The 19,990-nt window shown below is 64.2% G+C and carries 25 protein-coding genes; 14 read left to right on the forward strand and 11 right to left on the reverse strand.

The genetic code is table 11. The annotated features are described in order from the left end of the window. Positions 1 to 4 precede the first annotated feature (4 nt). The 6 genes from rsmG to hemE form a co-directional block, all read right to left on the reverse strand. Positions 5 to 652 carry a 16S rRNA (guanine(527)-N(7))-methyltransferase RsmG gene (gene rsmG / locus K1177_RS14855; RefSeq protein WP_224704150.1) on the reverse strand — a complete coding sequence of 216 codons (648 nt, stop codon included), beginning with the start codon at positions 650 to 652 and terminating at the stop codon, positions 5 to 7. 1 nt (position 653) lies between these two features. Further along, positions 654 to 2,516 carry a tRNA uridine-5-carboxymethylaminomethyl(34) synthesis enzyme MnmG gene (mnmG, locus tag K1177_RS14860; protein WP_224704151.1) on the reverse strand — a complete coding sequence of 621 codons (1,863 nt, stop codon included), beginning with the start codon at positions 2,514 to 2,516 and terminating at the stop codon, positions 654 to 656. Positions 2,517 to 2,598: 82 nt separating this feature from the next. Beyond that, a complete protein-coding gene (gene mnmE, locus K1177_RS14865; protein WP_224704152.1) occupies positions 2,599 to 3,891 on the reverse strand; it encodes a tRNA uridine-5-carboxymethylaminomethyl(34) synthesis GTPase MnmE in 1,293 nt (430 codons plus the stop codon). 51 nt (positions 3,892 to 3,942) lie between these two features. Beyond that, positions 3,943 to 5,208, reverse strand: a complete 1,266-nt coding sequence (gene rho / locus K1177_RS14870; protein ID WP_224704153.1) for a transcription termination factor Rho — start codon at positions 5,206 to 5,208, stop codon at positions 3,943 to 3,945. A gap of 180 nt (positions 5,209 to 5,388) precedes the next feature. Further along, positions 5,389 to 5,814, reverse strand: a complete 426-nt coding sequence (gene hemJ, locus K1177_RS14875; protein WP_224704154.1) for a protoporphyrinogen oxidase HemJ — start codon at positions 5,812 to 5,814, stop codon at positions 5,389 to 5,391. Positions 5,815 to 5,841: 27 nt separating this feature from the next. Continuing rightward, positions 5,842 to 6,867 (reverse strand): uroporphyrinogen decarboxylase, encoded by a 1,026-nt coding sequence (hemE, locus tag K1177_RS14880; protein WP_224704155.1) that lies wholly within the window; start codon positions 6,865 to 6,867, stop codon positions 5,842 to 5,844. A gap of 442 nt (positions 6,868 to 7,309) precedes the next feature. On the opposite strand from hemE, the gene K1177_RS14885 reads away from it, so the two are divergent. The 4 genes from K1177_RS14885 to dnaQ are packed head-to-tail and all read left to right on the forward strand — an operon-like array spanning position 7,310 to position 10,018. Beyond that, positions 7,310 to 7,903 (forward strand): Maf family protein, encoded by a 594-nt coding sequence (locus tag K1177_RS14885; RefSeq protein ID WP_224704156.1) that lies wholly within the window; start codon positions 7,310 to 7,312, stop codon positions 7,901 to 7,903. Continuing rightward, positions 7,900 to 8,727, forward strand: a complete 828-nt coding sequence (locus K1177_RS14890; RefSeq protein WP_224704157.1) for a shikimate dehydrogenase — start codon at positions 7,900 to 7,902, stop codon at positions 8,725 to 8,727. The genes K1177_RS14885 and K1177_RS14890 overlap by 4 nt, the downstream gene beginning before the upstream one ends. Before the next feature lie 2 nt (positions 8,728 to 8,729). Then, positions 8,730 to 9,326 carry a dephospho-CoA kinase gene (gene coaE, locus K1177_RS14895; protein WP_224704158.1) on the forward strand — a complete coding sequence of 199 codons (597 nt, stop codon included), beginning with the start codon at positions 8,730 to 8,732 and terminating at the stop codon, positions 9,324 to 9,326. Beyond that, positions 9,323 to 10,018, forward strand: coding sequence for a DNA polymerase III subunit epsilon (gene dnaQ / locus K1177_RS14900; RefSeq protein WP_224704159.1), 696 nt, complete (start codon positions 9,323 to 9,325; stop codon positions 10,016 to 10,018). The genes coaE and dnaQ overlap by 4 nt, the downstream gene beginning before the upstream one ends. Positions 10,019 to 10,096: 78 nt before the next feature. Here dnaQ and secB read toward each other — a convergent pair whose 3' ends face one another. Further along, the gene (gene secB / locus K1177_RS14905) at positions 10,097 to 10,600 is read right to left on the reverse strand and encodes a protein-export chaperone SecB (RefSeq protein ID WP_224704160.1); all 504 of its coding nucleotides are present in this window, start codon (positions 10,598 to 10,600) and stop codon (positions 10,097 to 10,099) included. 97 nt (positions 10,601 to 10,697) lie between these two features. Continuing rightward, positions 10,698 to 11,162: an FxsA family protein gene (locus K1177_RS14910; protein WP_224704161.1), complete on the reverse strand. Its 465-nt coding sequence runs from the start codon at positions 11,160 to 11,162 to the stop codon at positions 10,698 to 10,700. 158 nt (positions 11,163 to 11,320) lie between these two features. Here K1177_RS14910 and K1177_RS14915 point away from each other — a divergent pair, with 158 nt between their 5' ends. Genes K1177_RS14915 through K1177_RS14925 form a run of 3 tightly spaced genes read left to right on the forward strand, consistent with a single transcriptional unit; the run spans position 11,321 to position 13,024 of the window. Continuing rightward, positions 11,321 to 12,034 carry a Tim44/TimA family putative adaptor protein gene (locus K1177_RS14915; RefSeq protein WP_224704162.1) on the forward strand — a complete coding sequence of 238 codons (714 nt, stop codon included), beginning with the start codon at positions 11,321 to 11,323 and terminating at the stop codon, positions 12,032 to 12,034. 31 nt (positions 12,035 to 12,065) lie between these two features. Further along, positions 12,066 to 12,659 carry a Smr/MutS family protein gene (locus tag K1177_RS14920; protein ID WP_224704163.1) on the forward strand — a complete coding sequence of 198 codons (594 nt, stop codon included), beginning with the start codon at positions 12,066 to 12,068 and terminating at the stop codon, positions 12,657 to 12,659. Continuing rightward, the gene (locus K1177_RS14925) at positions 12,656 to 13,024 is read left to right on the forward strand and encodes a helix-turn-helix domain-containing protein (RefSeq protein ID WP_224704164.1); all 369 of its coding nucleotides are present in this window, start codon (positions 12,656 to 12,658) and stop codon (positions 13,022 to 13,024) included. The genes K1177_RS14920 and K1177_RS14925 overlap by 4 nt, the downstream gene beginning before the upstream one ends. Before the next feature lie 74 nt (positions 13,025 to 13,098). Here the strand turns inward: K1177_RS14925 and hslU are convergent, their stop codons facing one another. The 3 genes from hslU to hslV are packed head-to-tail and all read right to left on the reverse strand — an operon-like array spanning position 13,099 to position 15,483. Continuing rightward, positions 13,099 to 14,409, reverse strand: a complete 1,311-nt coding sequence (gene hslU, locus K1177_RS14930; RefSeq protein ID WP_224704165.1) for an ATP-dependent protease ATPase subunit HslU — start codon at positions 14,407 to 14,409, stop codon at positions 13,099 to 13,101. After that, a complete protein-coding gene (locus K1177_RS14935) occupies positions 14,402 to 14,926 on the reverse strand; it encodes a GNAT family N-acetyltransferase (RefSeq protein WP_224704166.1) in 525 nt (174 codons plus the stop codon). Before K1177_RS14935 ends, hslU begins: the two co-directional genes overlap by 8 nt. Then, complete coding sequence (gene hslV, locus K1177_RS14940; protein WP_224704167.1) at positions 14,923 to 15,483, reverse strand: ATP-dependent protease subunit HslV; 561 nt, start codon at positions 15,481 to 15,483, stop codon at positions 14,923 to 14,925. Before hslV ends, K1177_RS14935 begins: the two co-directional genes overlap by 4 nt. 591 nt (positions 15,484 to 16,074) lie before the next feature. Here hslV and hisB point away from each other — a divergent pair. The 7 genes from hisB to hisF all read left to right on the forward strand — a co-directional run bounded on the left by hisB (position 16,075) and on the right by hisF (position 19,930). Beyond that, complete coding sequence (hisB, locus tag K1177_RS14945; RefSeq protein WP_224704168.1) at positions 16,075 to 16,662, forward strand: imidazoleglycerol-phosphate dehydratase HisB; 588 nt, start codon at positions 16,075 to 16,077, stop codon at positions 16,660 to 16,662. 189 nt (positions 16,663 to 16,851) lie between these two features. Next, positions 16,852 to 17,199 (forward strand): DUF2628 domain-containing protein, encoded by a 348-nt coding sequence (locus K1177_RS14950; RefSeq protein ID WP_224704169.1) that lies wholly within the window; start codon positions 16,852 to 16,854, stop codon positions 17,197 to 17,199. After that, on the forward strand, positions 17,196 to 17,846 hold the full coding sequence (gene hisH / locus K1177_RS14955) for an imidazole glycerol phosphate synthase subunit HisH (RefSeq protein WP_224704170.1): 651 nt from the start codon (positions 17,196 to 17,198) through the stop codon (positions 17,844 to 17,846). Before K1177_RS14950 ends, hisH begins: the two co-directional genes overlap by 4 nt. After that, a complete protein-coding gene (hisA, locus tag K1177_RS14960) occupies positions 17,843 to 18,574 on the forward strand; it encodes a 1-(5-phosphoribosyl)-5-[(5-phosphoribosylamino)methylideneamino]imidazole-4-carboxamide isomerase (RefSeq protein ID WP_224704171.1) in 732 nt (243 codons plus the stop codon). Before hisH ends, hisA begins: the two co-directional genes overlap by 4 nt. Beyond that, positions 18,571 to 18,906 carry a hypothetical protein gene (locus tag K1177_RS14965; protein WP_224704172.1) on the forward strand — a complete coding sequence of 112 codons (336 nt, stop codon included), beginning with the start codon at positions 18,571 to 18,573 and terminating at the stop codon, positions 18,904 to 18,906. Before hisA ends, K1177_RS14965 begins: the two co-directional genes overlap by 4 nt. Further along, positions 18,906 to 19,136: a hypothetical protein gene (locus K1177_RS14970; RefSeq protein ID WP_224704173.1), complete on the forward strand. Its 231-nt coding sequence runs from the start codon at positions 18,906 to 18,908 to the stop codon at positions 19,134 to 19,136. The genes K1177_RS14965 and K1177_RS14970 overlap by 1 nt, the downstream gene beginning before the upstream one ends. Beyond that, positions 19,133 to 19,930 (forward strand): imidazole glycerol phosphate synthase subunit HisF, encoded by a 798-nt coding sequence (hisF, locus tag K1177_RS14975; protein WP_224704174.1) that lies wholly within the window; start codon positions 19,133 to 19,135, stop codon positions 19,928 to 19,930. The genes K1177_RS14970 and hisF overlap by 4 nt, the downstream gene beginning before the upstream one ends. Positions 19,931 to 19,990 lie beyond the last annotated feature (60 nt).

A 19,990-nucleotide genomic window follows, 5' to 3' on the forward strand; every position in this document is an offset into this window, starting at 1 on the left:
GCCGCTAACTAACTGATTTCTCTCGCAAATTGCTTAGCGTGAGAAGGACACCGCTTCGATCGGTGTCGCTAGGGCTTATTAGCACGTCATAGTCCCAGCGCGTAGCGCTTTCGGCGATTTCTTCAACATGTTCCCGCCCTTTGTGCAGGATTGCCCGGGTTTTCGGCGTCATGAAAGGCGCCATCCAGCTGCACAATTGCGGCAGGCTGGCCAGCGCACGGGAGGTGATGACGTCGGCCGGTGGTGTTTCACGTGAATCAATCTGGTCGGTTCGCCGCCCTTCTACAGTGACCATCAACCCCAGTTCACGCGCCACGGTGCGCAGGAAGCTGACCTTGCGGCCATTGGGCTCCATCAGGGTGAAGTGGCGATTCGTCCCCTTGAGGGCAATGGCCAGGGGCAAAGCCGGCAGCCCGCCACCGCTGCCCATGTCGATGAAGCTCTTGTCGGCCTCGGTCAGCAGGTTGAGAACCTGCAGGCTGTCGGCAAAATGCCGTGTCCAAACCTCGTTCAGTGTTTCACGTGAAACAAGATTCTGTATCGACTGCCACTTGCGCATCAGGACAGCATAGGATTCCAGATCGGCGGCAACGGCCTCGATCGGTCGCGCCAAGTGGCGCTCATAGGGCGCGATTGCGGATAGATCGGCCATGTCAGCTCGCCTTGCGCAGTTCGCCGCGCCGAATCACGGCCAGCAGCAGCGTCACGGCGGCTGGCGTCATGCCATCCATGGCCTGGGCCTGGGCAATGGTCTGCGGCCGCATCTGCTTGAGCTTCTGCCGCAGTTCCATGGAAAGGCCCGGAATGGCGTCATAGTCCATGGCTTCGGGGATCGCCTTCTGCTCGTCGCGCCGGACCGTTTCGATGTCGTCGCGCTGACGGTCGAGATAGACCGCATACTGGGCGTCCACCACCAGCTGGTCGAGAACCGCCGGAGCAATACCGGCAATTTCGGGCCATAGCCGCGTGGCATCGGCGGGCGTCACGTCGGGGTAGGACAGCAGGTCAAAGGCGGACCGAAGCTTGCCATCCTCATTGACGGCAATCCCCGCCTTGCGGGCCACGCTGGGGGTTGCACTGAGCTGATGCAATAGGGCGCGGCCCGTGGCGAGGGCCTCGGCCTTCTCCAGATAGAGCTCGGAGCGCTGTTCACCGACCAGGCCAGTGGCCATGGCCAGCGGCGTCAGCCGCTGGTCCGCATTGTCTGCCCGCAAGTGCAAGCGGAATTCGGCGCGCGAGGTGAACATGCGATAGGGCTCGGAAACGCCGCGCGTCACCAGATCATCGACCATGACGCCGAGATAGCTTTGCGTGCGCGACAATACCAGCGGCTCACGGCCCGAACTGGCCAGAGCAGCGTTGGCGCCGGCCAGCAGGCCCTGGGCGCCGGCCTCTTCATAGCCCGTGGTGCCATTGATCTGGCCAGCCAGATAGAGCCCGGGCTGGCGCTTGACCTCCAGCGTCGACCGCAGCTCGCGCGGATCGACATAGTCATATTCTATGGCATAGCCCGGTCGCACGATGCGCACGTTTTCGAGCCCCGGCATGGAGCGCAGGAAGGCCTCCTGCACATCGGCGGGCAGCGAGGTGGACAGGCCGTTGGGGTAGATGGTCGTATCGTCAAGCCCTTCGGGCTCCAGGAAAATCTGGTGGCTGTCGCGGTCCGCGAAGCGGACGATCTTGTCTTCGATCGATGGGCAGTAGCGGGGGCCGCGGCTCTGGATGCGGCCAGAATACATGGCCGAGCGATGCAGATTATCGGCAATGATCCGGTGCGTTTCCTGCGTGGTGCGGGTGATATGGCAGGCAATCTGCGGCGTGGTGATCGCCGTGGTCAGTGCCGAGAACGGCTCGGGCTGTTCATCGCCTGGCTGGGCTTCGAGCACCGAGAAATCAATACTGCTGCCATCGAGCCGCGCCGGCGTACCCGTCTTGAGACGCCCCAGTGCCAGACCCAAAGCCTCGAGGCGCGTGGAGAGGCCCAGCACCGGCGCCTCGCCCACCCGACCGGCTGGGACAGTTTCCTCGCCGCGATGGATGAGCCCGCGCAGGAACGTCCCCGTGGTGAGGACAACAGAGCGGGTGCCGAAGGCACGGCCATCCAGCAGGCGAACGCCGGTGATGGTGCCGGCATCGACGACGATGTCATCAACCTCGCCCTCAATCACCGTGAGGTTCGGCTGTGCCGTCATGGCCGCCTGCATGGCCAGTCGATAGAGCTTGCGGTCGGCCTGGGCGCGGGGGCCGCGCACGGCCGGGCCCTTGCGGCGATTGAGCACGCGGAACTGGATGCCGGCGGCGTCGGCGACGCGACCCATTAACCCGTCCATGGCGTCGATCTCGCGCACCAGATGGCCCTTGCCCAGACCACCGATGGCGGGGTTGCAGCTCATTTCACCAATGGTGGCGAACTTGTGCGTGATCAGCGCCGTTGGGACACCCAGACGCGCAGAAGCAGCCGCGGCTTCACACCCGGCATGGCCGCCCCCGACGACGATAACTGCAAAATCGCTCATGGCTGTGCACTCCAGGCGCGCTCAATAGGGCAATGTTTCACGTGAATCAAATCTCGCCTCATCACCAAATGTTTCACGTGAGTCATTTTCCGATGCAGAAGCTGGCGAAGAGCCGGTCCAGAACACGTTCGGCATCTATCCGGCCGATCAGTCTTTCCAGCGCCTGCGATGCCAGGCGCAGGCTCTCTGCGGCGAGTTCAGGCTGGCCGAGCTGCGCCGATGCCTGGGACAAGGCTGCAATCGCAGATGTCAGCGCCAGCCTATCACGTTCGCGACTGAGAAGCATCGACCCCGTGCCGATGAGATCACGACCGATGGCGTCGATGGCCGCGAGCAGCGCGCCGATGCCGTCGCCCGTCGTCGCCGATACGGCAATGCCATCGCCCTGGCCCTTTGCCAGATCGCTCTTGGTCGCAACGATGATGTCGGCCCGCTTGGCCAGGTCGTCTTCGGCGTCGGTAATATCGGGCGCCTGCAGCCACAGGACAATATCGGCCTGTTCAATGGCAAGGCGCGCCCGACGCACGCCTTCAGCCTCGGCCTTGCTGTCGGTGTCGCGCAGCCCAGCCAGGTCGAGCAACACATAGAGCTGGCCATTGATGTCGAGCGGCACTTCGCGCACATCGCGGGTGGTGCCGGCCTCGTCGGTGACAATGGCAATATCGGACTTGGCCAGGGCATTGAGCAGGCTGGATTTTCCGGCATTGGGTGCACCGGCCAGCGCCACGCGTATGCCCTCGCGGACGATCCGGCCATGCTCGATGGACTTGAGGGCCTCATCCATTTCAGACCGCAGACTGGCCAGATCCAAACCGAAGTTGGGCGGCAAGCTGTCGCCGACATCGCCTTCATCGGAAAAATCGAGATTGGCTTCGATTTCGGCGCGCAGATCCAGCAATTGGTTGCGCCAGCCATCAATGCGCTGGCTGAGCCCGCCCTCAAAGCGGGCCAGCGCCTGGCGGCGCTGATTCTCCGTCTCTGCCTCGAGCAGATCGCCCAGGCCCTCGATTTCGACGAGGTCAAGCTTGCCATTCTCAAAGGCGCGGCGGGTGAACTCGCCGGCTTCAGCCAGGCGCGCGCCTTTTGATGTCAGGAGCTTGAGGATGGCCCGGACGCCGGCGGGTGACCCATGCACCTGCAACTCGGCGCAATCCTCGCCAGTGAAGCTGGCTGGGCCCGGAAACCAGGCCACAAGGCCGCGATCGAGGAGGGACTCGGCCCCGATGGGCCGGAGCGTCAGTTTACGCGGTTCCGGCAAGGGTCCGGCAATGTCGCGCAGGATCGGTGCAACATCGGGCCCCGACAGGCGCAGGACCGCAACACCGGACGGCGTTGCCCCGGAGGACAACGCCACAATTGTATCGCCCGACCGCATGCGGTCAGGTCCGACCGGGGGCAGCGCCGTATGACGTCGCGCCCATGGTTGTCAGGTGTTCATTGAATCGAAGAAGTCGGAATTCGTCTTGGTCTGGCGAACCTTGTCCATGAGGAATTCCATGGCGTCGATCGTCCCCATCGGATTGAGGATGCGGCGCAGCACATACATCTTCTTGAGAATATCGGGCTCGATGAGCAGCTCTTCCTTGCGGGTACCCGACTTGGTGATGTCGATGGCCGGGAAGATGCGCTTGTCGGCGACCTTGCGGTCGAGAATGATTTCGGAGTTGCCGGTGCCCTTGAACTCTTCAAAGATCACTTCGTCCATGCGGCTGCCGGTATCGATCAGCGCCGTGGAGATGATGGTCAGCGAACCGCCATCCTCGATATTGCGGGCGGCGCCGAAGAAGCGCTTGGGGCGCTGCAGCGCATTGGCATCCACACCACCGGTCAGCACCTTGCCAGAGCTCGGCACGACAGTGTTGTAGGCCCGGCCCAGGCGGGTGATCGAATCGAGCAGGATCACCACGTCGCGCTTGTGTTCGACCAGGCGCTTGGCCTTTTCGATGACCATCTCGGCGACCTGGACGTGGCGGCTGGCCGGCTCGTCAAAGGTCGAAGAGATCACCTCGCCGCGCACAGAGCGCTGCATATCGGTCACTTCCTCGGGGCGCTCGTCGATGAGCAGCACGATCAGATAGCACTCAGGGTGATTGGTGGCGATAGATTGTGCAATATTCTGCAACAATACTGTCTTACCGGTACGCGGCGGCGCAACAATCAGAGCGCGCTGCCCCTTGCCCAGCGGGGCAACCAGATCCAGCATGCGGGCCGAGCGATCCTTGAGCGTCGGATCGGGCATTTCCATGCGCAGGCGCTCTTCGGGATAGAGCGGGGTGAGATTGTCGAAATTGACCTTGTGGCGAACCGCCTCGGGGTCTTCGAAATTGATGGTATTGACCTTGAGCAGCGCGAAATAGCGCTCGCCATCCTTGGGAGACCGGATCTGGCCTTCGACCGTATCGCCGGTCCGCAGGCCAAAGCGGCGGATCTGGCTGGGGCTGACGTAGATATCATCGGGGCCCGGAAGATAGTTCGCGTCCGGGGAGCGCAGGAAACCGAAACCGTCTGGGAGAATTTCGACCACACCTTCACCGGTGATGTCGACTTCCTGGGCGGCCAGTTCCTTGAGAATGGCAAACATCAATTCCTGTTTGCGCATGGTCGAAGCGTTTTCGACCTCGTGTTCTTCGGCGAACACCAACAGTTCGGCCGGGGATTTGGCCTTGAGCTCACTGAGCTTCATATTCTGCATGTAGCGGATAAACCCTTGAGGGAAATCTGGACGGCTGGTCGTTTTGGGAGGGTAGGCACCGCGCAGCGACCGTGGCCGGTCAGCTCATTTTTGGGATGCGTTGAAACCCATGTAAACCGATCCGCCGCCAGTTTCAAGGTTGAAACCGTGGGCGGACCGGCCGATTCACGTGAAACAGGCCTAGAACGGCTTCACGATCACCGCGATCACAATAACAGCTGCGATCACGAAGGGGATTTCGTTGATGGAGCGGTAGAACTTGTGGCTGCGCGTATTGCGATCCCCGGCAAAGGCCCGCAGCAGCGAGCCGTAGAAGCCGTGCATGCCGCTCAAGGCGATCACCATCACCGCCTTGAGCCACATCCAGCCCTGCGAGAAATCGACCAGACCATAGCCGAAGGCCAACCAGAGCCCGAAGATCCAGGTGGCGATCATCGCCGGCGTCATGATGCCGCGATAGAGCCGGCGCTCCATCACCTTGAGCGTCTCGGAGAGCTCAGACCCCACCGTGGCGCTGGCGTGATAGACAAACAGCCGCGGCAAATAGAGCAGCGCCGCCATCCAGGCGATCACTGAAAGCACATGCAGTGCCTTGACCCATTCCATCGTGCAAATCCCCTAAAGCGCCGTCCCTTAGCCGTTCTTGACCCGATCGATCAAGCGCGCCACGTGCTCGATGGGCGTCTCGGGCACAATGCCATGGCCGAGATTAAAGATATGCGGCCGGTCGGCGAAGGCGGCAATGATCGCATCAACCCGTTCGTCCATCTGTGCCCCGCCAGCCACCAGGCGCAGCGGATCGAGATTGCCTTGCACAGCCAGACCAGCCGGCAGGTGTCCGGCGGCAAAATCGAGCGGCGTTGCATAGTCGAGGCCCAGCGCATTGACCCCCGTGCCGGCCGCATAGCGCGCCAGATTGCCGGCGGCGCCGCGCGGAAAGCCGATGATCGGCGCATTGGGAATGCGGGCCCGCACGCCCTCAACGATCCGGCGATTGGGCGCGATCACCTGCGTTTCAAACGCCGCGTCGTCCAGATTGAGCGCCCAGCTCTCGAACAGCTGCACCACATCGGCGCCCGCCTCGAACTGCCCGACCAGATAGTCGATGCTGGTTTCGACCAGGATATCGATGAGCTGCGCAAAGGCCTCGGGATGGCGCAGGGCAAACAGCCGTGCGGCTGCCTGGTCGGTCGAGCCGCGGCCACCGATCATATAGGTCGCCACTGTCCAGGGTGAGCCGCAGAACCCAATGAGAGTCTTGTCGGCAGCCAGTTCGGCGCGAAGCCGCGACAGCGTCTCGAACATCGGCGCCAGATGACCCAGCGCGCGCTCGGGCTTGAGCGCTCCAATGGTCTCGGCAGTCACCGCCTCAAGGATGGGACCTTCGCCCTGTTCGAAGCGGACTTGCTGTCCCAGGGCATCGGGAATGACCAGGATGTCCGAGAACATGATGGCCGCATCCAGATCAAACCGGCGCAGCGGCTGCAGCGACACTTCCACAGCCAGATCCGGCGTGTAGCAGAGATCAAGGAAGTCACGGGCCAGGGCACGGGTCTGGCGGTATTCGGGCAGATAGCGCCCGGCCTGGCGCATGATCCACACCGGTGGCCGCGTCTGACGTTCGCCCAGAACCGTGGCGAGCAAAGGCTTATGGCTCACGTCAAACTTCCCTTCCCAAAAACCCCAAAGAGTCTTTCTGACTTAGTATTTGCATTATCATGGCGGTGTTTTGAGCCAATTCATTGCTCTCCACAATCGCGACGGTGGCGGCACAAGCGCGCAGGCTCATGGTTAATGCCCTGTTAACAGAGTCTGGCGCCGCGCTCATCAACCACGTCGTCACAACTGTTAACGAAAGCTTAACGCGGCGACTCCGGAGTCAATGATTCGCTTTGCCATGTGCAAAACCCCTTGGCGTCGCCCACTGACCCGAAAGCAGTTTTCCCCAGAGCTCTCCACCGGCCTGCTGGACCCTCCCCGGCAGTCGGGGTGTTAACACTTTGGTAACCAACGGGGACAAGTTTGGCGTCCTGGCAAAACCATGAGTCATTGTCACAGCTTGGGCTTGAGCTGTGCATGACAGTGTGGAAAACATGGTCCCATGTTGATCCTTGCATCCCGCAGCGCGACCCGCAAAGCCTTGTTGCAGCAGGCCGGATTGCGCTTTACCGCCGTTCCGGCCGAGGTCGACGAACGTGCACTTGAAGCCGATGCCGTTGCGGCCGGTGGCGATGGGCGAGACGTGGCAATCATCCTGGCGCAGCGCAAGGCAGAAGCTGTTTCTGCGCTTCATCCCGGCGCCATTGTGATCGGTGCCGACCAGACGCTGAGCCTGGGCAGCGAACTTTTGCACAAGCCGACCAGCCGCAGCGATGCCGCCAGCCAGCTCGATCATCTGCGGGGCAAGACGCACCGACTGCATGCCGCCGTGAGCCTGGTGCGAGACCGCGCCGTCATCTGGTCCGATATCCAGACCGCCGAGCTGACGATGCGCGACTTCACCCCCCAGGAGCGCGACGATGTGCTGGACCGTGAAGGCGAGGCGGCGCTGACATCAGTCGGCGGCTATCGCCTGGAAGGGCCGTCCATTCGCCTGTTCGAAACGGTCACCGGCGACTATTTCACCATTCTGGGCCTGCCGCTCCTGCCGCTGCTGGCCGCCCTGCGCAGCTTTGCGCCCGAGACATTGCAGTGACCATCAAGGCTTTTGTGATCGGCCATCCGATCAACCATTCGCGTTCGCCGCTGATCCATGGCACCTGGCTGGCCGAGCACGGCATCGACGGCAGCTATGAGGCGATCGATGTTGCCCCGGCTGACCTGCCGCAGTTTTTCGGGCGCCTGCGGACGGGTGAATTTGCCGGCGGCAATGTCACCATTCCGCACAAGGAAGCCGTCTTTGCCCTGTGCGACAGCATTGATCCGCTGGCCCGCACCATTGGCGCGGTCAATACGCTTGTGGTCACCGATGGCCATATCGCCGGCAGCAATACCGACTATCTCGGCTTTCTGGGCAATCTCGATGCCGGCGCAGCCGGCTGGGACAAGGGCACGGGCCCGGCCATGGTGCTGGGGGCCGGCGGCGCGGCGCGGGCCATCCTTGTGGCGCTGCAGAGCCGGGACATTCCGGTGATCCTGCTCAACCGCACAGTGGCGACGGCCGAAAAGCTGGCGCGGGAGCTGGGCGGCGCCATCACGCCCGGTGCACTGGCCGACTTCAATGCTCTCGCCGGCGATGCCCGCCTTGTGGTCAACACATCCTCGGTGGGCATGCACGGCAGCCGCTTTGAGGATCTTGATCTCAATCGCCTGCCGTCCACGGCGCTGGTGACCGATATTGTCTATGTGCCGCGCACCACCCCGCTGCTGGCCGACGCGGCAGCGCGGGGTCTGCGCACAGTCGATGGCCTGGGCATGCTGCTGCACCAGGCCGTGCCGGGCTTTGCGGCCTGGTTCGGCACGCGGCCAATTGTGACCCCCGAACTGCGCGCCGCCATCGAGGCGACACTGGAGCATTGAGCATGTGGCGCATTGGCTTGACCGGCTCGATTGCCACCGGCAAATCCACGGTTCTCAAGGCCTTTGCCGATCTGGGCGTTCCGGTGCTCTCGGCCGATGACGTCGTGGCCGAGCTCTACGCCGGCGCCGCCGTGGCCCCGGTGGCCGCTGTCTTCCCCGGCGTGGAGCGCGACGGCAAGATCGACCGCGCCGCGCTGTCGGCCCGGCTGGCGGCCGACCCCACGGGCTTTGCCGTGCTGGAAGCCATTGTGCATCCCATGGTGCGCGCCGGTATCGCTGATTTTCTGGCCAAGGCCGAGCAAGCGGGCGAAGCCCTGGCGGTGGTTGAAGTGCCGCTGCTGTTCGAGAGCGGGCACGACTATGGCTTTGACGCCATTGGCGTCACCTGGGTCGATCCGGCCATCCAGCGCCAGCGGGCGCTCGCCCGACCGGCAATGAGCGGGGAAAAGCTCGACACCATCCTTGCCCGCCAGATGCCACAGGACGACAAGAAGGCGCGGGCCACCTATCTGTTCGATACCGGCCTGCCGATCGACAAGACCCGTGAACAGGTGGCCGCCCTGGTGGCCGCCATCCGGGCCAGGAAGGCCACGCCATGACGCGCGAAATCGTGCTCGACACCGAAACCACCGGCCTGTCGCCCGCTGCCGGCGACCGTCTGGTGGAAATCGGCTGCGTCGAGCTGATCAACCACATCCCGACCGGCCAGCACTACCACGTCTATATCAACCCGCAGCGCTCGATGCCCGAAGAGGCCTTCCGCGTGCATGGGCTGAGCGAGGAATTCCTGGCCGACAAGCCGTTGTTTGCCGATGTGGTGGACGATTTCCGCGCCTTCATCGGCGACGCCACGCTGATCATCCACAACGCCGCCTTCGATATCGGCTTTCTCAATGCCGAGCTGGAAAAGGCCGGCCAGCGCCCGCTGGCCAATAGTGTGATCGACACCGTGCATCTGGCCCGCCAGAAGCACCCCGGTGCCCGGGTGAGCCTGGATGCCCTGTGCAAGACCTATGGCATCGACAACTCCCGCCGCACCCTGCACGGCGCCCTGCTCGACAGCGAGATCCTGGCCGAAGTCTATCTCGAGCTGATCGGCGGCAAGCAGGTGAGCCTGGCGCTGATCGCCGAAAGCAATGTTTCGGGCGCCGATGCCATTGCCGGGCGGACCGTTGCCCTGCCCCGCCCCACGGCGCTGCCCCCGCGCATCAGCCAGGCCGAGCGCGATGCCCATGCCGCCTTTGTCGCGGGGCTGGGGCCCGAAGCGCTCTGGGCAAGCTACGATAAATAACCCGGCTTTGACGCCCCGGGGATAACAAAACCCCCGGATTGCTCCGGGGGTTTGCAAGGCTTTGCGCTTGGGCGAAAATCAGTTCGGCTTGTCGGCGGCCGGCTGGGGCGTGCCCTGCTGGGCGGCCAGCTTGGCCAGATTCTGCCGATAGATGGCAGCGAAGTCGACCGGCTCCATCATCAGCGGCGGGAAGCCGCCCTGCTGGGTGATGCTGGCCAGGACCTGGCGGGCAAACGGGAAGATTAGCCGCGGGCACTCGATCATCAGCAACTGGCTGAGCGTGGCCTCGGGCACATTCTTGAGACGGAACACGCCGCCATAGATCAGCTCGACATTGAACAGGATGGTCTGTTCGCGATTGGCCTTGGCGTTGAGCGTCAGCTCGACCGCATAGATCTCGTCGGTCTGCTTCTTGACCGCCACCGAAATGGAAACGTTGAAGGCCGGATTGCCGCCGCCGGCCATGATCGAGGCGGGCGCGCCCGGATTCTCGAACGACAGGTCGCGGATATACTGGCCCACCATGTTCATCGAGGGCATGTTGGCCTGGGCTGTTGCGTCGCCCTGGGTCTCGTCGGACATTGACGGTTCCTTTGTCGAAAAACGTTGAAGCTGGCTACCACCTTTGCCGGGCCGTCACAAGCATGTGCGCCATGGAAGGGTTACCGGCGGCGGGCCTTTACTTGGGGCGGTATTGGTCATCGTCCAGATCGATGACATCGGGCCCGTCAACGCGGCGATCCTGCGGCGGCACACCGGCGCCATAGCCGCTGTAGCTGCTCGCGCTGACGACGGTGATGCGGCGGGCCAGGGCGTCATAGATGAGCCCGCGAACCGGCGGCAGCAGCAGGGCCAGGGCGACGATGTCGCTGAGAAACCCCGGCAGCACCAGCAGCAGCGCCGCCATGCCGATCATCATCGCATCAGCGATGTCGCGGGCCGGCAGCCGCCCGCTGGACATGTTGCTGCGCATCTGGCCGACGATTTGCAGACCCTGCAGGCGCAGCAGCAGCATGCCGGCGACCCCTGCGCCGATCACCAGCGCCAGGGTTGGCCACAGGCCGATGGCCTGCCCCACCTTGATGAACAGGGCAATTTCGATGATGGGCAGGGCCAAGAACCCCAGGGCAAAAAATCGCAGCACGTCAGGTTTCCTTCCCGCATCGGCGCGGCAAATCAGCGTTCGCCCCATCGTGAACTGGTTTTGGGGTGAGGCTTTCCCTATATATAGGTCAATTCCTGCGCTCAGCGAGCGTTCCCGCGTCATTTCTTGGCGCAACTGTCGGTAAGGTGCATTGCCCAATGGACGAATTCTTCGATCTGCCCACTCTCATTGTGATCGCCATCGCGGTTTTCGTGCTGTTCCGCCTGCGCTCCGTGCTGGGCACGCGCACCGGCACCGAGCGCCCGCCGGTCGAACGCCGCAAGCCGGCTGACCCGGTGGCCAAGGACGATGTGGTGGTGCCCATGCAGCCCCGCGGCACCGCCGCCCCCGAACTCGACGACGAGCGTCGCAGCCGCAAGCTCGAAGCCGAGATCGAGCAATATTCCCATGGCGATGCCGAACTGGCCAATGGCTTCCGCGCCGTGGCCGAGGCCGACCCCACCTTTACGCCCAAGAGCTTCCTCGAAGGCGCCAAGCAGGCCTATGAGATGATCGTGACCGCCTATGCATCGGGCGACCGCACCACGCTCAAGAACCTGCTCGAAAAGGACGTGTTCGACGGCTTCCAGGGCGCCATCGCCGAGCGCGAAGCCGCCGGCCAGACGGTGGACTTCACCTTTGTGGGCCTGCCCAAGGTGGAATTCTCCGACGCCGAATATGACCGCAAGAATGTGCTGGTGACCGTGCGCTTCCACGCCGAAGTGGTCTCGGCCACGCGCGACAAGGCCGGCACGCTCGTTGAGGGCAATGCCGACCAGGTGCAGACCATCGCCGACGAATGGACCTTCCAGCGCAATCCGAAGTCGCGCGACCCCAACTGGAAAGTGGTCACCACCAGCCAGCTCGACTGAGGACCAGGCCAAAGCCGGGCGGCTCACTTCCATGTCCAAGCGCGACAACAAGCGCCTGCCGCATGACTTCCATCTGTGGACGGCCGTGGCCGCTACGGTCGATCCCCTGCGTCGCAAGGGATTGCTCAAGCTGGGCACCGGCCCGCTGCCACTGCCTGAGCCCGAATCACCGGCCCCGGCGGCCGGAACGGCGCCACCCCCGCCCAAGCGGCAGCCGCCCAGGCGGGCCTTCTTGCCGCCATACCAGGCGCCGGCGCCACAAGCCAATCTGCCCGACAAGGCCGTCGACCCGGCCATCCGCAAGAAGGTCGGCCGCGGTCGCATCGAGATCGATGGCCGCATCGACCTGCACGGCATGACGCAGAATGAAGCCCGCAGCGCCCTGCATGGCTTCATCCACGCCCGCTTTTCGCGCGGCGACCGCACGGTGCTGGTGATTACCGGCAAGGGGCTCAAGACCGACAATGACTATATCGCTGCCATGACCGAGCGCGGCGTGCTGCGCACCATGCTGCCGATCTGGCTGAATGAACCATCGCTGTCGCCCATGGTCTCGGGCTGGAGCGTCGCCGCGCGCGGCCATGGTGGGGAGGGCGCCTGGTATGTGCGCCTGCGCCGCGCATGACCCCGCTGGGCGCCCGCATCCGCCAGCTGCGCGAGGAGCGCGGCATCTCGCTCAAGGATATGGCTGCCGCCCTCAATGTCTCGAGCGCCTATCTCTCGGCCCTCGAACACGGCAAGCGCGGCAGGCCCACCGGTTTTCTGCTGCATCGCATCATTGCCTTCTTCAACGTCATCTGGGACGAGGCCGAGGAGCTGCAACGCCTGGCCGAAGTCAGCGACCCAAAAGTCACCATCGACACCGGCGGTATGCTGCCCGAGGCCACCGAGCTGACCAATCGGTTGCGCGATGATATCGGCAAGCTCGAGAGCGAGGATTTGCGGTTCTTGCGGGATGAGCTGGTGAAGCGCGCAGGGCGGAAGCGCTAAGCGCCTTGAGGGGGGCCGAACCCCTCACCCGACCCTGCGGGTCGACCTCTCCCCAGAGGGGAGAGGTAAGGGCGTCACAACACGAACTTGCTGAGGTCGGTGTCCTTGGCCAGCAGGCCCACCTTGTCGCGCACGAAGGCGGCATCGATGGCGATGGTCTGGCCCTGCTTGTCGGGGGCCTCGAAGCTGATGTCTTCGACCAGCCGTTCCATCACCGTCTGCAGCCGGCGGGCGCCGATGTTCTCGACCGAGTTGTTGACCAGCACGGCCGCATCGGCGATGGCCTCGATGGCGTCCTGGCTGAAGGCCAGCGTCACGCCCTCGGTGCCCATCAGCGCCACATATTGCTTGATCAGGCTCGCCTCGGTGTCGTTGAGGATGCGGATGAAATCCTCGCGGGTCAGCGCCTTGAGCTCGACCCGGATCGGCAGGCGACCCTGGAGTTCGGGCAGCAGATCACTGGGCTTGCTGACATGGAAGGCGCCCGAGGCGATGAACAGGATATGGTCGGTGTTGACCGGGCCATATTTGGTCGAGACCGTGGTGCCTTCGATCAGCGGCAACAGATCGCGCTGTACGCCTTCGCGCGACGGACCGCCCTGGGCGCCACCCTCGCGATGGGCCACCTTGTCGATCTCGTCGATGAAGACGATGCCATGGTTTTCCACCAGTGCAATGGCCTCGGTCTTGAGCTGGTCCTGATCGAGCAGCTTGTCGGCCTCTTCTGATATCAGCGGCTCATAGGCATCTTTGACCTTGATCTTGCGCTTGACGCCCCGCCCGCCCATGGCCGACTTGAACATGTCGGAGAGGTTGATCATGCCGATGCCGCCATTGGGCATGCCCGGGATCTCGAAGCCGCCGGTATTGGGCGCCGGGGTCATCTCGATCTCGATTTCGCTGTCATCGAGCTCATTGTTGCGCAGCTTCTTGCGGAAGCTGTCACGGGTCGAGGGCGCGGCCGACTGGCCGACCAGCGCATCGAGCACGCGGTTTTCCGCATTTTGATGCGCCTGGGCCTGCACATCGGCGCGGCGCTTGTCGCGCAGCACGGCAATGCCGGCTTCCACCAGGTCACGGATGATCTGTTCGACGTCGCGGCCGACATAGCCCACTTCGGTGAACTTGGTGGCTTCCACCTTGATGAAGGGCGCCTGCGCCAGACGCGCCAGGCGGCGCGAAATCTCGGTCTTGCCGACGCCGGTGGGGCCGATCATCAGGATATTCTTCGGGCTCACCTCGCGGCGCAGCTCGGGCGGCAGCTGCTGACGGCGCCAGCGATTGCGCAGGGCCACGGCCACGGCGCGCTTGGCGTCGTTCTGGCCCACGATATGGCGGTCCAGCTCGGATACGATCTCGCGGGGGGAGAAATTGGTCTCAGTCATTTTGGTCTCCAGGTGCCTTGTCTAGGAAGCGCACCATCAGGTGTTCGTCGCAGTAGCGACCGTTCACGAAGAGATAGCGGGGCTCGGTGGCATAGGTTTCAAAGCCCAGCTTCTGGTAGAGGCGGAGGGCCGCTGCGTTTTCGGTCCAGACGCCCAAATGGAGTTGCAGCATGCCCCAGTCACGGGCGCTTGCGATGGCGGTCTCGATCAGCCTTTGGGCCATGCCGGTGCCGCGCAGCGCGGGCCGCGCATAGACCTGGATCAGCCAACCGCGGTGCTTTTCCTTGGGATTATCACTGCGGCTGAGCCCGACGATGGCATCGACCCCGCCGTCCGGCGTCACGGCGGCAAACACCGCCATGCTGTCGAGCATGGCGCCGACATTGTCGTCGTCCCGTCCGGCAAAGCCCTCGGGGGTTTCGACAAAGGCTTCCGGATGGGCGATGAGCGCTTCCGCGCGGATCGCCCGATAGGCAGCCAGATCGGCCGAGGTCAGGCGGCGGATGACATGGGTCACTGGCCCAGCTCGATGCTTTCAACCGTCACATTGCCATTGGTATAGACGCAGATTTCCTCGGCAATCTTCATGGCGCGGCGGGCAATGTCCTCGGCGTCGAGCTCGGTGGCCTGATGCAGGGCCAGCGCGGCCGAATGGGCATAATTGCCGCCCGAGCCGATGGCGATGACGCCATGGTCGGGGGTGAGCACATCGCCATTGCCGGTCAGCACCAGCGTATCGCTCTTGTCGGCCACGATCATCATGGCTTCGAGCTTGCGCAGATAGCGATCAGTGCGCCAGTCCTTGGCCAGTTCGACCGCGGCGCGCATCAACTGGTCGGGATATTGCTCGAGCTTGGCTTCGAGGCGCTCGAACAGGGTGAAGGCGTCGGCAGTGGAACCGGCAAAGCCGCCGATCACCTTGCCGCCGGCGAGGCGCCGCACCTTCTTGGCGCCGTGCTTCATCACGGTCTGGCCCATGGACACCTGGCCATCGCCGGCGACCACGACCTTGTTGCCCTTGCGCACGGACACGATTGTCGTCCCGTGCCAGCCGGGGAATGCTGAATCACTCATGGTGGGAGATACTCCGAATTGTTGAGTGATATTTAGGAGCCCCCGAACGGAATGCAACCGACACGCGTCAGCGCAGCCCGGCACCGCACCCCGCGGGTTCGGTGTGCAAGGGCGCCCGCGCGAGCGCCCCGGCAGCGCCAGGGCGCCCGGGGGGACACGGTATGAAGCGGCTTTCGCCCCGGACGGCTTGCGCCGCCAGTTTGAATTGTTGAAGGGGCGAAAGCCGCTTCACACGAGCTGGTATTCCTGCGCACGCATCGAGCGGCCGCCCTTTCGGGTTGGACCTGCCGGCGTAGGGCGGGGCACCCAGCCCCTCTCTCCCCATGCCCAGCGTCCGGCCGGTGGTCAGCATACACGCATCGGCCTGGGCGACCCCATGCAGCCAGCCTCCCCGCCCGATGCTTCGTCGGCACCGCGTGAGCGGCGGGAACGGCGCCATGATAGTCCTGGCGGCGCGGGCGGGGACAAGTTTTGCGCGGGCCCCCTGCCAAATTGCGCAGCGCAGGCGCCAGACCGCTCGGCAGCCCTCAACCCAATCTTCACGCCATCATGCCTATCTGCTAGAGAGCCGCCGTATTCCGGAGACCATCCATGCGCACAGCCACCATCGCCCGCAAGACCAACGAGACCGAGATTGCCGTCTCGATCAACCTCGACGGCACGGGCGCCCATGCCATGGCGACCGGGGTGGGTTTTTTCGATCACATGCTCGATCAGCTCAGCCGCCACTCGCTGATCGACATGGATGTCTCCTGCAAGGGCGATCTGCACATCGACTTCCACCACACCGTGGAAGACGTCGGCATTGCGCTGGGCCAGGCCATTGCCCAGGCGCTGGGCGACAAGAAGGGCATCCGCCGTTATGCCAGCGCCGACCTGCCCATGGACGGCACGCTGACCCGCGCCGCGCTCGACGTCTCGGGTCGGCCCTTCCTGGTGTTCCGCGCCGAGTTCACCCGCGACAAGGTGGGCGAGATCGACACCGAACTGTTCCGCGAGTTCTTCCAGGCCTTCGCCATGAATGCCGGCATCACGCTGCACATCGAGAACTTCTACGCCGACAACAACCATCATCTGGCCGAGTCCATGTTCAAGGCCGTGGCCCGCGCCCTGCGCGAGGCGATCGAGATCGATCCGCGTCAGGCTGACCGCGTGCCCAGCACCAAGGGCACGCTCTAGGCCCCAGTGCCACTCACGCGAGTGGTGGCAACGCGGGCTTTCGTTTGCGGCCCTTTTGCACTAAGTCCAAAACCATCGCGGTGACGCCCCGGCCAAGGCCGGGGGCCATGCTGAGATTTCGATAGGTCTTCCGGTTTCTGCCGGCAGGCCATCGGGCTTGATGGACGGCGCCGCACGGGAAGCGATGTCATGACCCTCTACGCCATTTTCGACCCCAAGCCCGGCAGCAAGGATTTGCCGATCGCCGTGCCAGAGCAATTCTCCTGGCTGGCCGCGCTGCTGCCGCCGGTGTTCCTGATCAGCCACGGGCTCTGGCTGGAGCTGGTGGCCTTTGTGCTCAAGCTGGTCGCGCTCGTGGTACTGGCCGACTATATCGGTGGCGACGCGGCCTTTGCGCTCTATCTGCTGGCGGTGATCTGGCTCGGCTTTGCCGCGCCGGGCCTGCGCCGCCATGCCCTAGCCTGGCACGGCTGGACCCATCGCGGCACCCGCATCGCCATCACAGCCGAGATGGCGCAACTGGAGGCATTGGCATGAGCCTTGTGACCATTATCGATTATGGCGCCGGCAATCTGCACTCGGCCGCCAAGGCCTTTGAGCGCATGGCCGATGGCCTGGGCGGCATCACCGTCGAGGTCACCTCTGACCCCGAGCGCGTGCGCCGGGCCGACCGCATCATGCTGCCCGGCGTCGGCGCCTTTGCCGACTGCAAGGCCGGGCTCGATGCCGTGACTGGCATGACCGACGTGCTGACCGAGCGGGTCATCACCGGCGGCGTACCGTTCCTGGGCGTCTGCGTCGGCATGCAATTGCTGGCCAGCGAAGGCCGCGAAAAGACCGTGACCCCGGGCCTGGGCTGGATCCCCGGCGCGGTGCAGCTCATCAGGCCGACGGACCCGGCGCTCAAGGTGCCGCATATGGGCTGGAACACCATCACGGTCACCCGCCCGCACGCGCTACTGGACGGCATCGCCACCGGGCCCGATGGGCTGCATGCCTATTTCGTGCACTCCTATCACCTGGTGACCGAGAGCCCCGATACGCTTTTGGCCACCACCGACTATGGCGGGCCGCTGACCGCCTGCGTCGGCCGCGACAATATCTTTGGCACCCAGTTCCATCCCGAAAAGAGCCAGGCACTGGGGCTCAAGCTCATCGAAAACTTCCTGAGGTGGACGCCATGATCCTGTTTCCTGCCATCGACCTCAAGGACGGCCAATGCGTGCGGCTCAAGCTGGGCGACATGGACCAGGCAACCGTCTTCAATGACGATCCCGCCGCCCAGGCCAGGAGCTTTGAGGACCAGGGCTTTGAATATCTGCACGTCGTTGATCTCAACGGCGCCTTTGCCGGCGAGAGCGTCAATGGCGCGGCGGTCGAGGCGATCCTCAAAGCCGTGGACTTTCCGGTGCAGCTCGGCGGCGGCATCCGCACCCTGGCCCATATCGAAAGCTGGCTCGACAAGGGCCTGGCCCGGGTGATCCTCGGCACCGTTGCGGTGCGCGATCCGGCGCTGGTCAAGGCTGCGGCGCAGAAATGGCCCGGCCAGGTGGCCGTCGGAATTGATGCGCGCAAGGGCATGGTGGCGGTGGAAGGCTGGGCGGAAACCTCCGAGCTCTCCATCATCGAGCTGGCCAAGCGCTTCGAGGGCGCGGGCGTCGCCGCCATCATCTATACCGATATCGACCGCGACGGCGTGCTGGCCGGGATCAACTGGGACTCAACGCTCGAGCTGGCCCGGGCCACCTCCATTCCGGTGATTGCCTCGGGTGGTCTGGCCTCCATGGCCGATATCGAGCGGCTGACCCGGCCCGATGCCGCGGTGCTCGAAGGCGCCATCTCGGGCCGTGCGCTCTATGATGGTCGCATTGATTCACGTGAAGCACTGGCCTTGCTGAAGGCGGCGGCATGAGCACCCCGGCGGCAGGACGTCCGCGGCGCTTTCCCTGGGGCATCTATGGCCTGATCAGCCTGGGCATTGCCCTGCTCGCCGCCCTGCCCCTGTTCTCGGTGCTGTTCACCGCCTATGTCGCTGACGCCAATGGTTGCCAGGTCGACGAAGGCAGCGTCCACCCCTGCATGGTCATGGGCCAGGACTGGGGCGAGACGCTCTATTTCACCGGCATGATGGGCTGGCTGATGCTGGCCACGCTGCCGCTGGGCACCATGGGCCTGGTCGCCATCATGGCCATTGCCATCATCCACCGCCTCATCTGGGGCCGCCGGCAGAAGGAGACGCGCTGATGGCCAATCCGCCCCGCCCGATCCTGATCACCTCCATCAACTTCCTCTGGTACCTGCTGGCGCCGATCCCCATATTGGCGCTGGGCTATGCGGCGCTGGTCAACTGGCTGCCCGGCTGGTTCCTGCTCATCGCGCTTTTCGCTTTCTTCATGTGGCTGTTCTCGCTGGCATTCGCGGCCTATGCCGTGCTGCGCCGGCGCGGCGGCCAACACAAGGATCCCCGACAGTGACGCTCAAGACCCGCCTCATTCCCTGCCTCGACGTCATGGGCGGCCGTGTCGTCAAAGGGGTCAACTTCGTTGACCTGCGCGACGCCGGCGACCCGGTGGAGGCCGCCATGGCCTATGACGCGGCCGGCGCCGATGAACTGACCTTTCTCGACATCACCGCCAGCCACGAGGGCCGCGACACGATTTTCGACGTCGTCGCCCGCACGGCCGAGCACTGCTTCATGCCGGTGACCGTCGGTGGCGGCGTGCGGACCATCGAGGATATCCGCAAGCTGCTGCTGGCCGGCGCCGACAAGGTGGCGATCAATTCGGCCGCCGTCAGCGACCCCGATTTCATCGCCCGCGCCGCCGACAAATTCGGCAACCAGTGCATCGTCGTCTCGGTCGATGCCAAGCAGCGCCTGAGCCAGACCGTGGGTGGCGACAACCGCAGCGAGTGGGAAATTTTCACCCATGGCGGGCGCAAGCCCACCGGCCTCGATGCCGTGGAATTTGCTGCCCGCATGGTCGAGCGCGGCGCCGGCGAACTGCTGGTGACCTCGATGGACCGCGACGGCACCAAATCGGGCTTTGACCTCAAGCTGACCCGCGCCATTGCCGACGAAGTCCCGGTGCCGGTGATCGCCTCGGGCGGCGTCGGTTCGCTGCAGGACCTGGTCGATGGCGTGGTCGAAGGCCATGCAAATGCGGTGCTCGCCGCCTCGATCTTCCACTTCGGCACCTTCACCATTCCCCAGGCCAAGCGCTATCTGGCCGACCATGGCGTGGCGGTGCGCCTGGACGGCGCCGCCTGAGCCAGAGGTCGCAGATGACGCGGCGGCAATAATTTGCTCTAAGCCAGACCAACACGGTGT

Source organism: Devosia aquimaris, from assembly GCF_020169335.1.
GTDB lineage: Bacteria > Pseudomonadota > Alphaproteobacteria > Rhizobiales > Devosiaceae > Devosia > Devosia aquimaris.

Excerpts from the sequence above, each read along its gene's own strand:
- coaE (WP_224704158.1), top strand. The coding sequence starts at position 8,730 with ATGTGGCGCATTGGCTTGACCGGCTCGATTGCCACCGGCAAATCCACG.
- K1177_RS14965 (WP_224704172.1), top strand. The coding sequence starts at position 18,571 with ATGAGCACCCCGGCGGCAGGACGTCCGCGGCGCTTTCCCTGGGGCATC.
- hslV (WP_224704167.1), bottom strand. The coding sequence starts at position 15,483 with ATGAGTGATTCAGCATTCCCCGGCTGGCACGGGACGACAATCGTGTCC.
- rho (WP_224704153.1), bottom strand. The coding sequence starts at position 5,208 with ATGCAGAATATGAAGCTCAGTGAGCTCAAGGCCAAATCCCCGGCCGAA.
- hisA (WP_224704171.1), top strand. The coding sequence starts at position 17,843 with ATGATCCTGTTTCCTGCCATCGACCTCAAGGACGGCCAATGCGTGCGG.
- rsmG (WP_224704150.1), bottom strand. The coding sequence starts at position 652 with ATGGCCGATCTATCCGCAATCGCGCCCTATGAGCGCCACTTGGCGCGA.
- K1177_RS14925 (WP_224704164.1), top strand. The coding sequence starts at position 12,656 with ATGACCCCGCTGGGCGCCCGCATCCGCCAGCTGCGCGAGGAGCGCGGC.
- mnmG (WP_224704151.1), bottom strand. The coding sequence starts at position 2,516 with ATGAGCGATTTTGCAGTTATCGTCGTCGGGGGCGGCCATGCCGGGTGT.
- hisH (WP_224704170.1), top strand. The coding sequence starts at position 17,196 with ATGAGCCTTGTGACCATTATCGATTATGGCGCCGGCAATCTGCACTCG.
- K1177_RS14970 (WP_224704173.1), top strand. The coding sequence starts at position 18,906 with ATGGCCAATCCGCCCCGCCCGATCCTGATCACCTCCATCAACTTCCTC.
- K1177_RS14950 (WP_224704169.1), top strand. The coding sequence starts at position 16,852 with ATGACCCTCTACGCCATTTTCGACCCCAAGCCCGGCAGCAAGGATTTG.
- secB (WP_224704160.1), bottom strand. The coding sequence starts at position 10,600 with ATGTCCGACGAGACCCAGGGCGACGCAACAGCCCAGGCCAACATGCCC.
- K1177_RS14920 (WP_224704163.1), top strand. The coding sequence starts at position 12,066 with ATGTCCAAGCGCGACAACAAGCGCCTGCCGCATGACTTCCATCTGTGG.
- mnmE (WP_224704152.1), bottom strand. The coding sequence starts at position 3,891 with ATGCGGTCGGGCGATACAATTGTGGCGTTGTCCTCCGGGGCAACGCCG.
- K1177_RS14885 (WP_224704156.1), top strand. The coding sequence starts at position 7,310 with ATGTTGATCCTTGCATCCCGCAGCGCGACCCGCAAAGCCTTGTTGCAG.
- dnaQ (WP_224704159.1), top strand. The coding sequence starts at position 9,323 with ATGACGCGCGAAATCGTGCTCGACACCGAAACCACCGGCCTGTCGCCC.
- hslU (WP_224704165.1), bottom strand. The coding sequence starts at position 14,409 with ATGACTGAGACCAATTTCTCCCCCCGCGAGATCGTATCCGAGCTGGAC.
- hemJ (WP_224704154.1), bottom strand. The coding sequence starts at position 5,814 with ATGGAATGGGTCAAGGCACTGCATGTGCTTTCAGTGATCGCCTGGATG.
- K1177_RS14915 (WP_224704162.1), top strand. The coding sequence starts at position 11,321 with ATGGACGAATTCTTCGATCTGCCCACTCTCATTGTGATCGCCATCGCG.
- hisB (WP_224704168.1), top strand. The coding sequence starts at position 16,075 with ATGCGCACAGCCACCATCGCCCGCAAGACCAACGAGACCGAGATTGCC.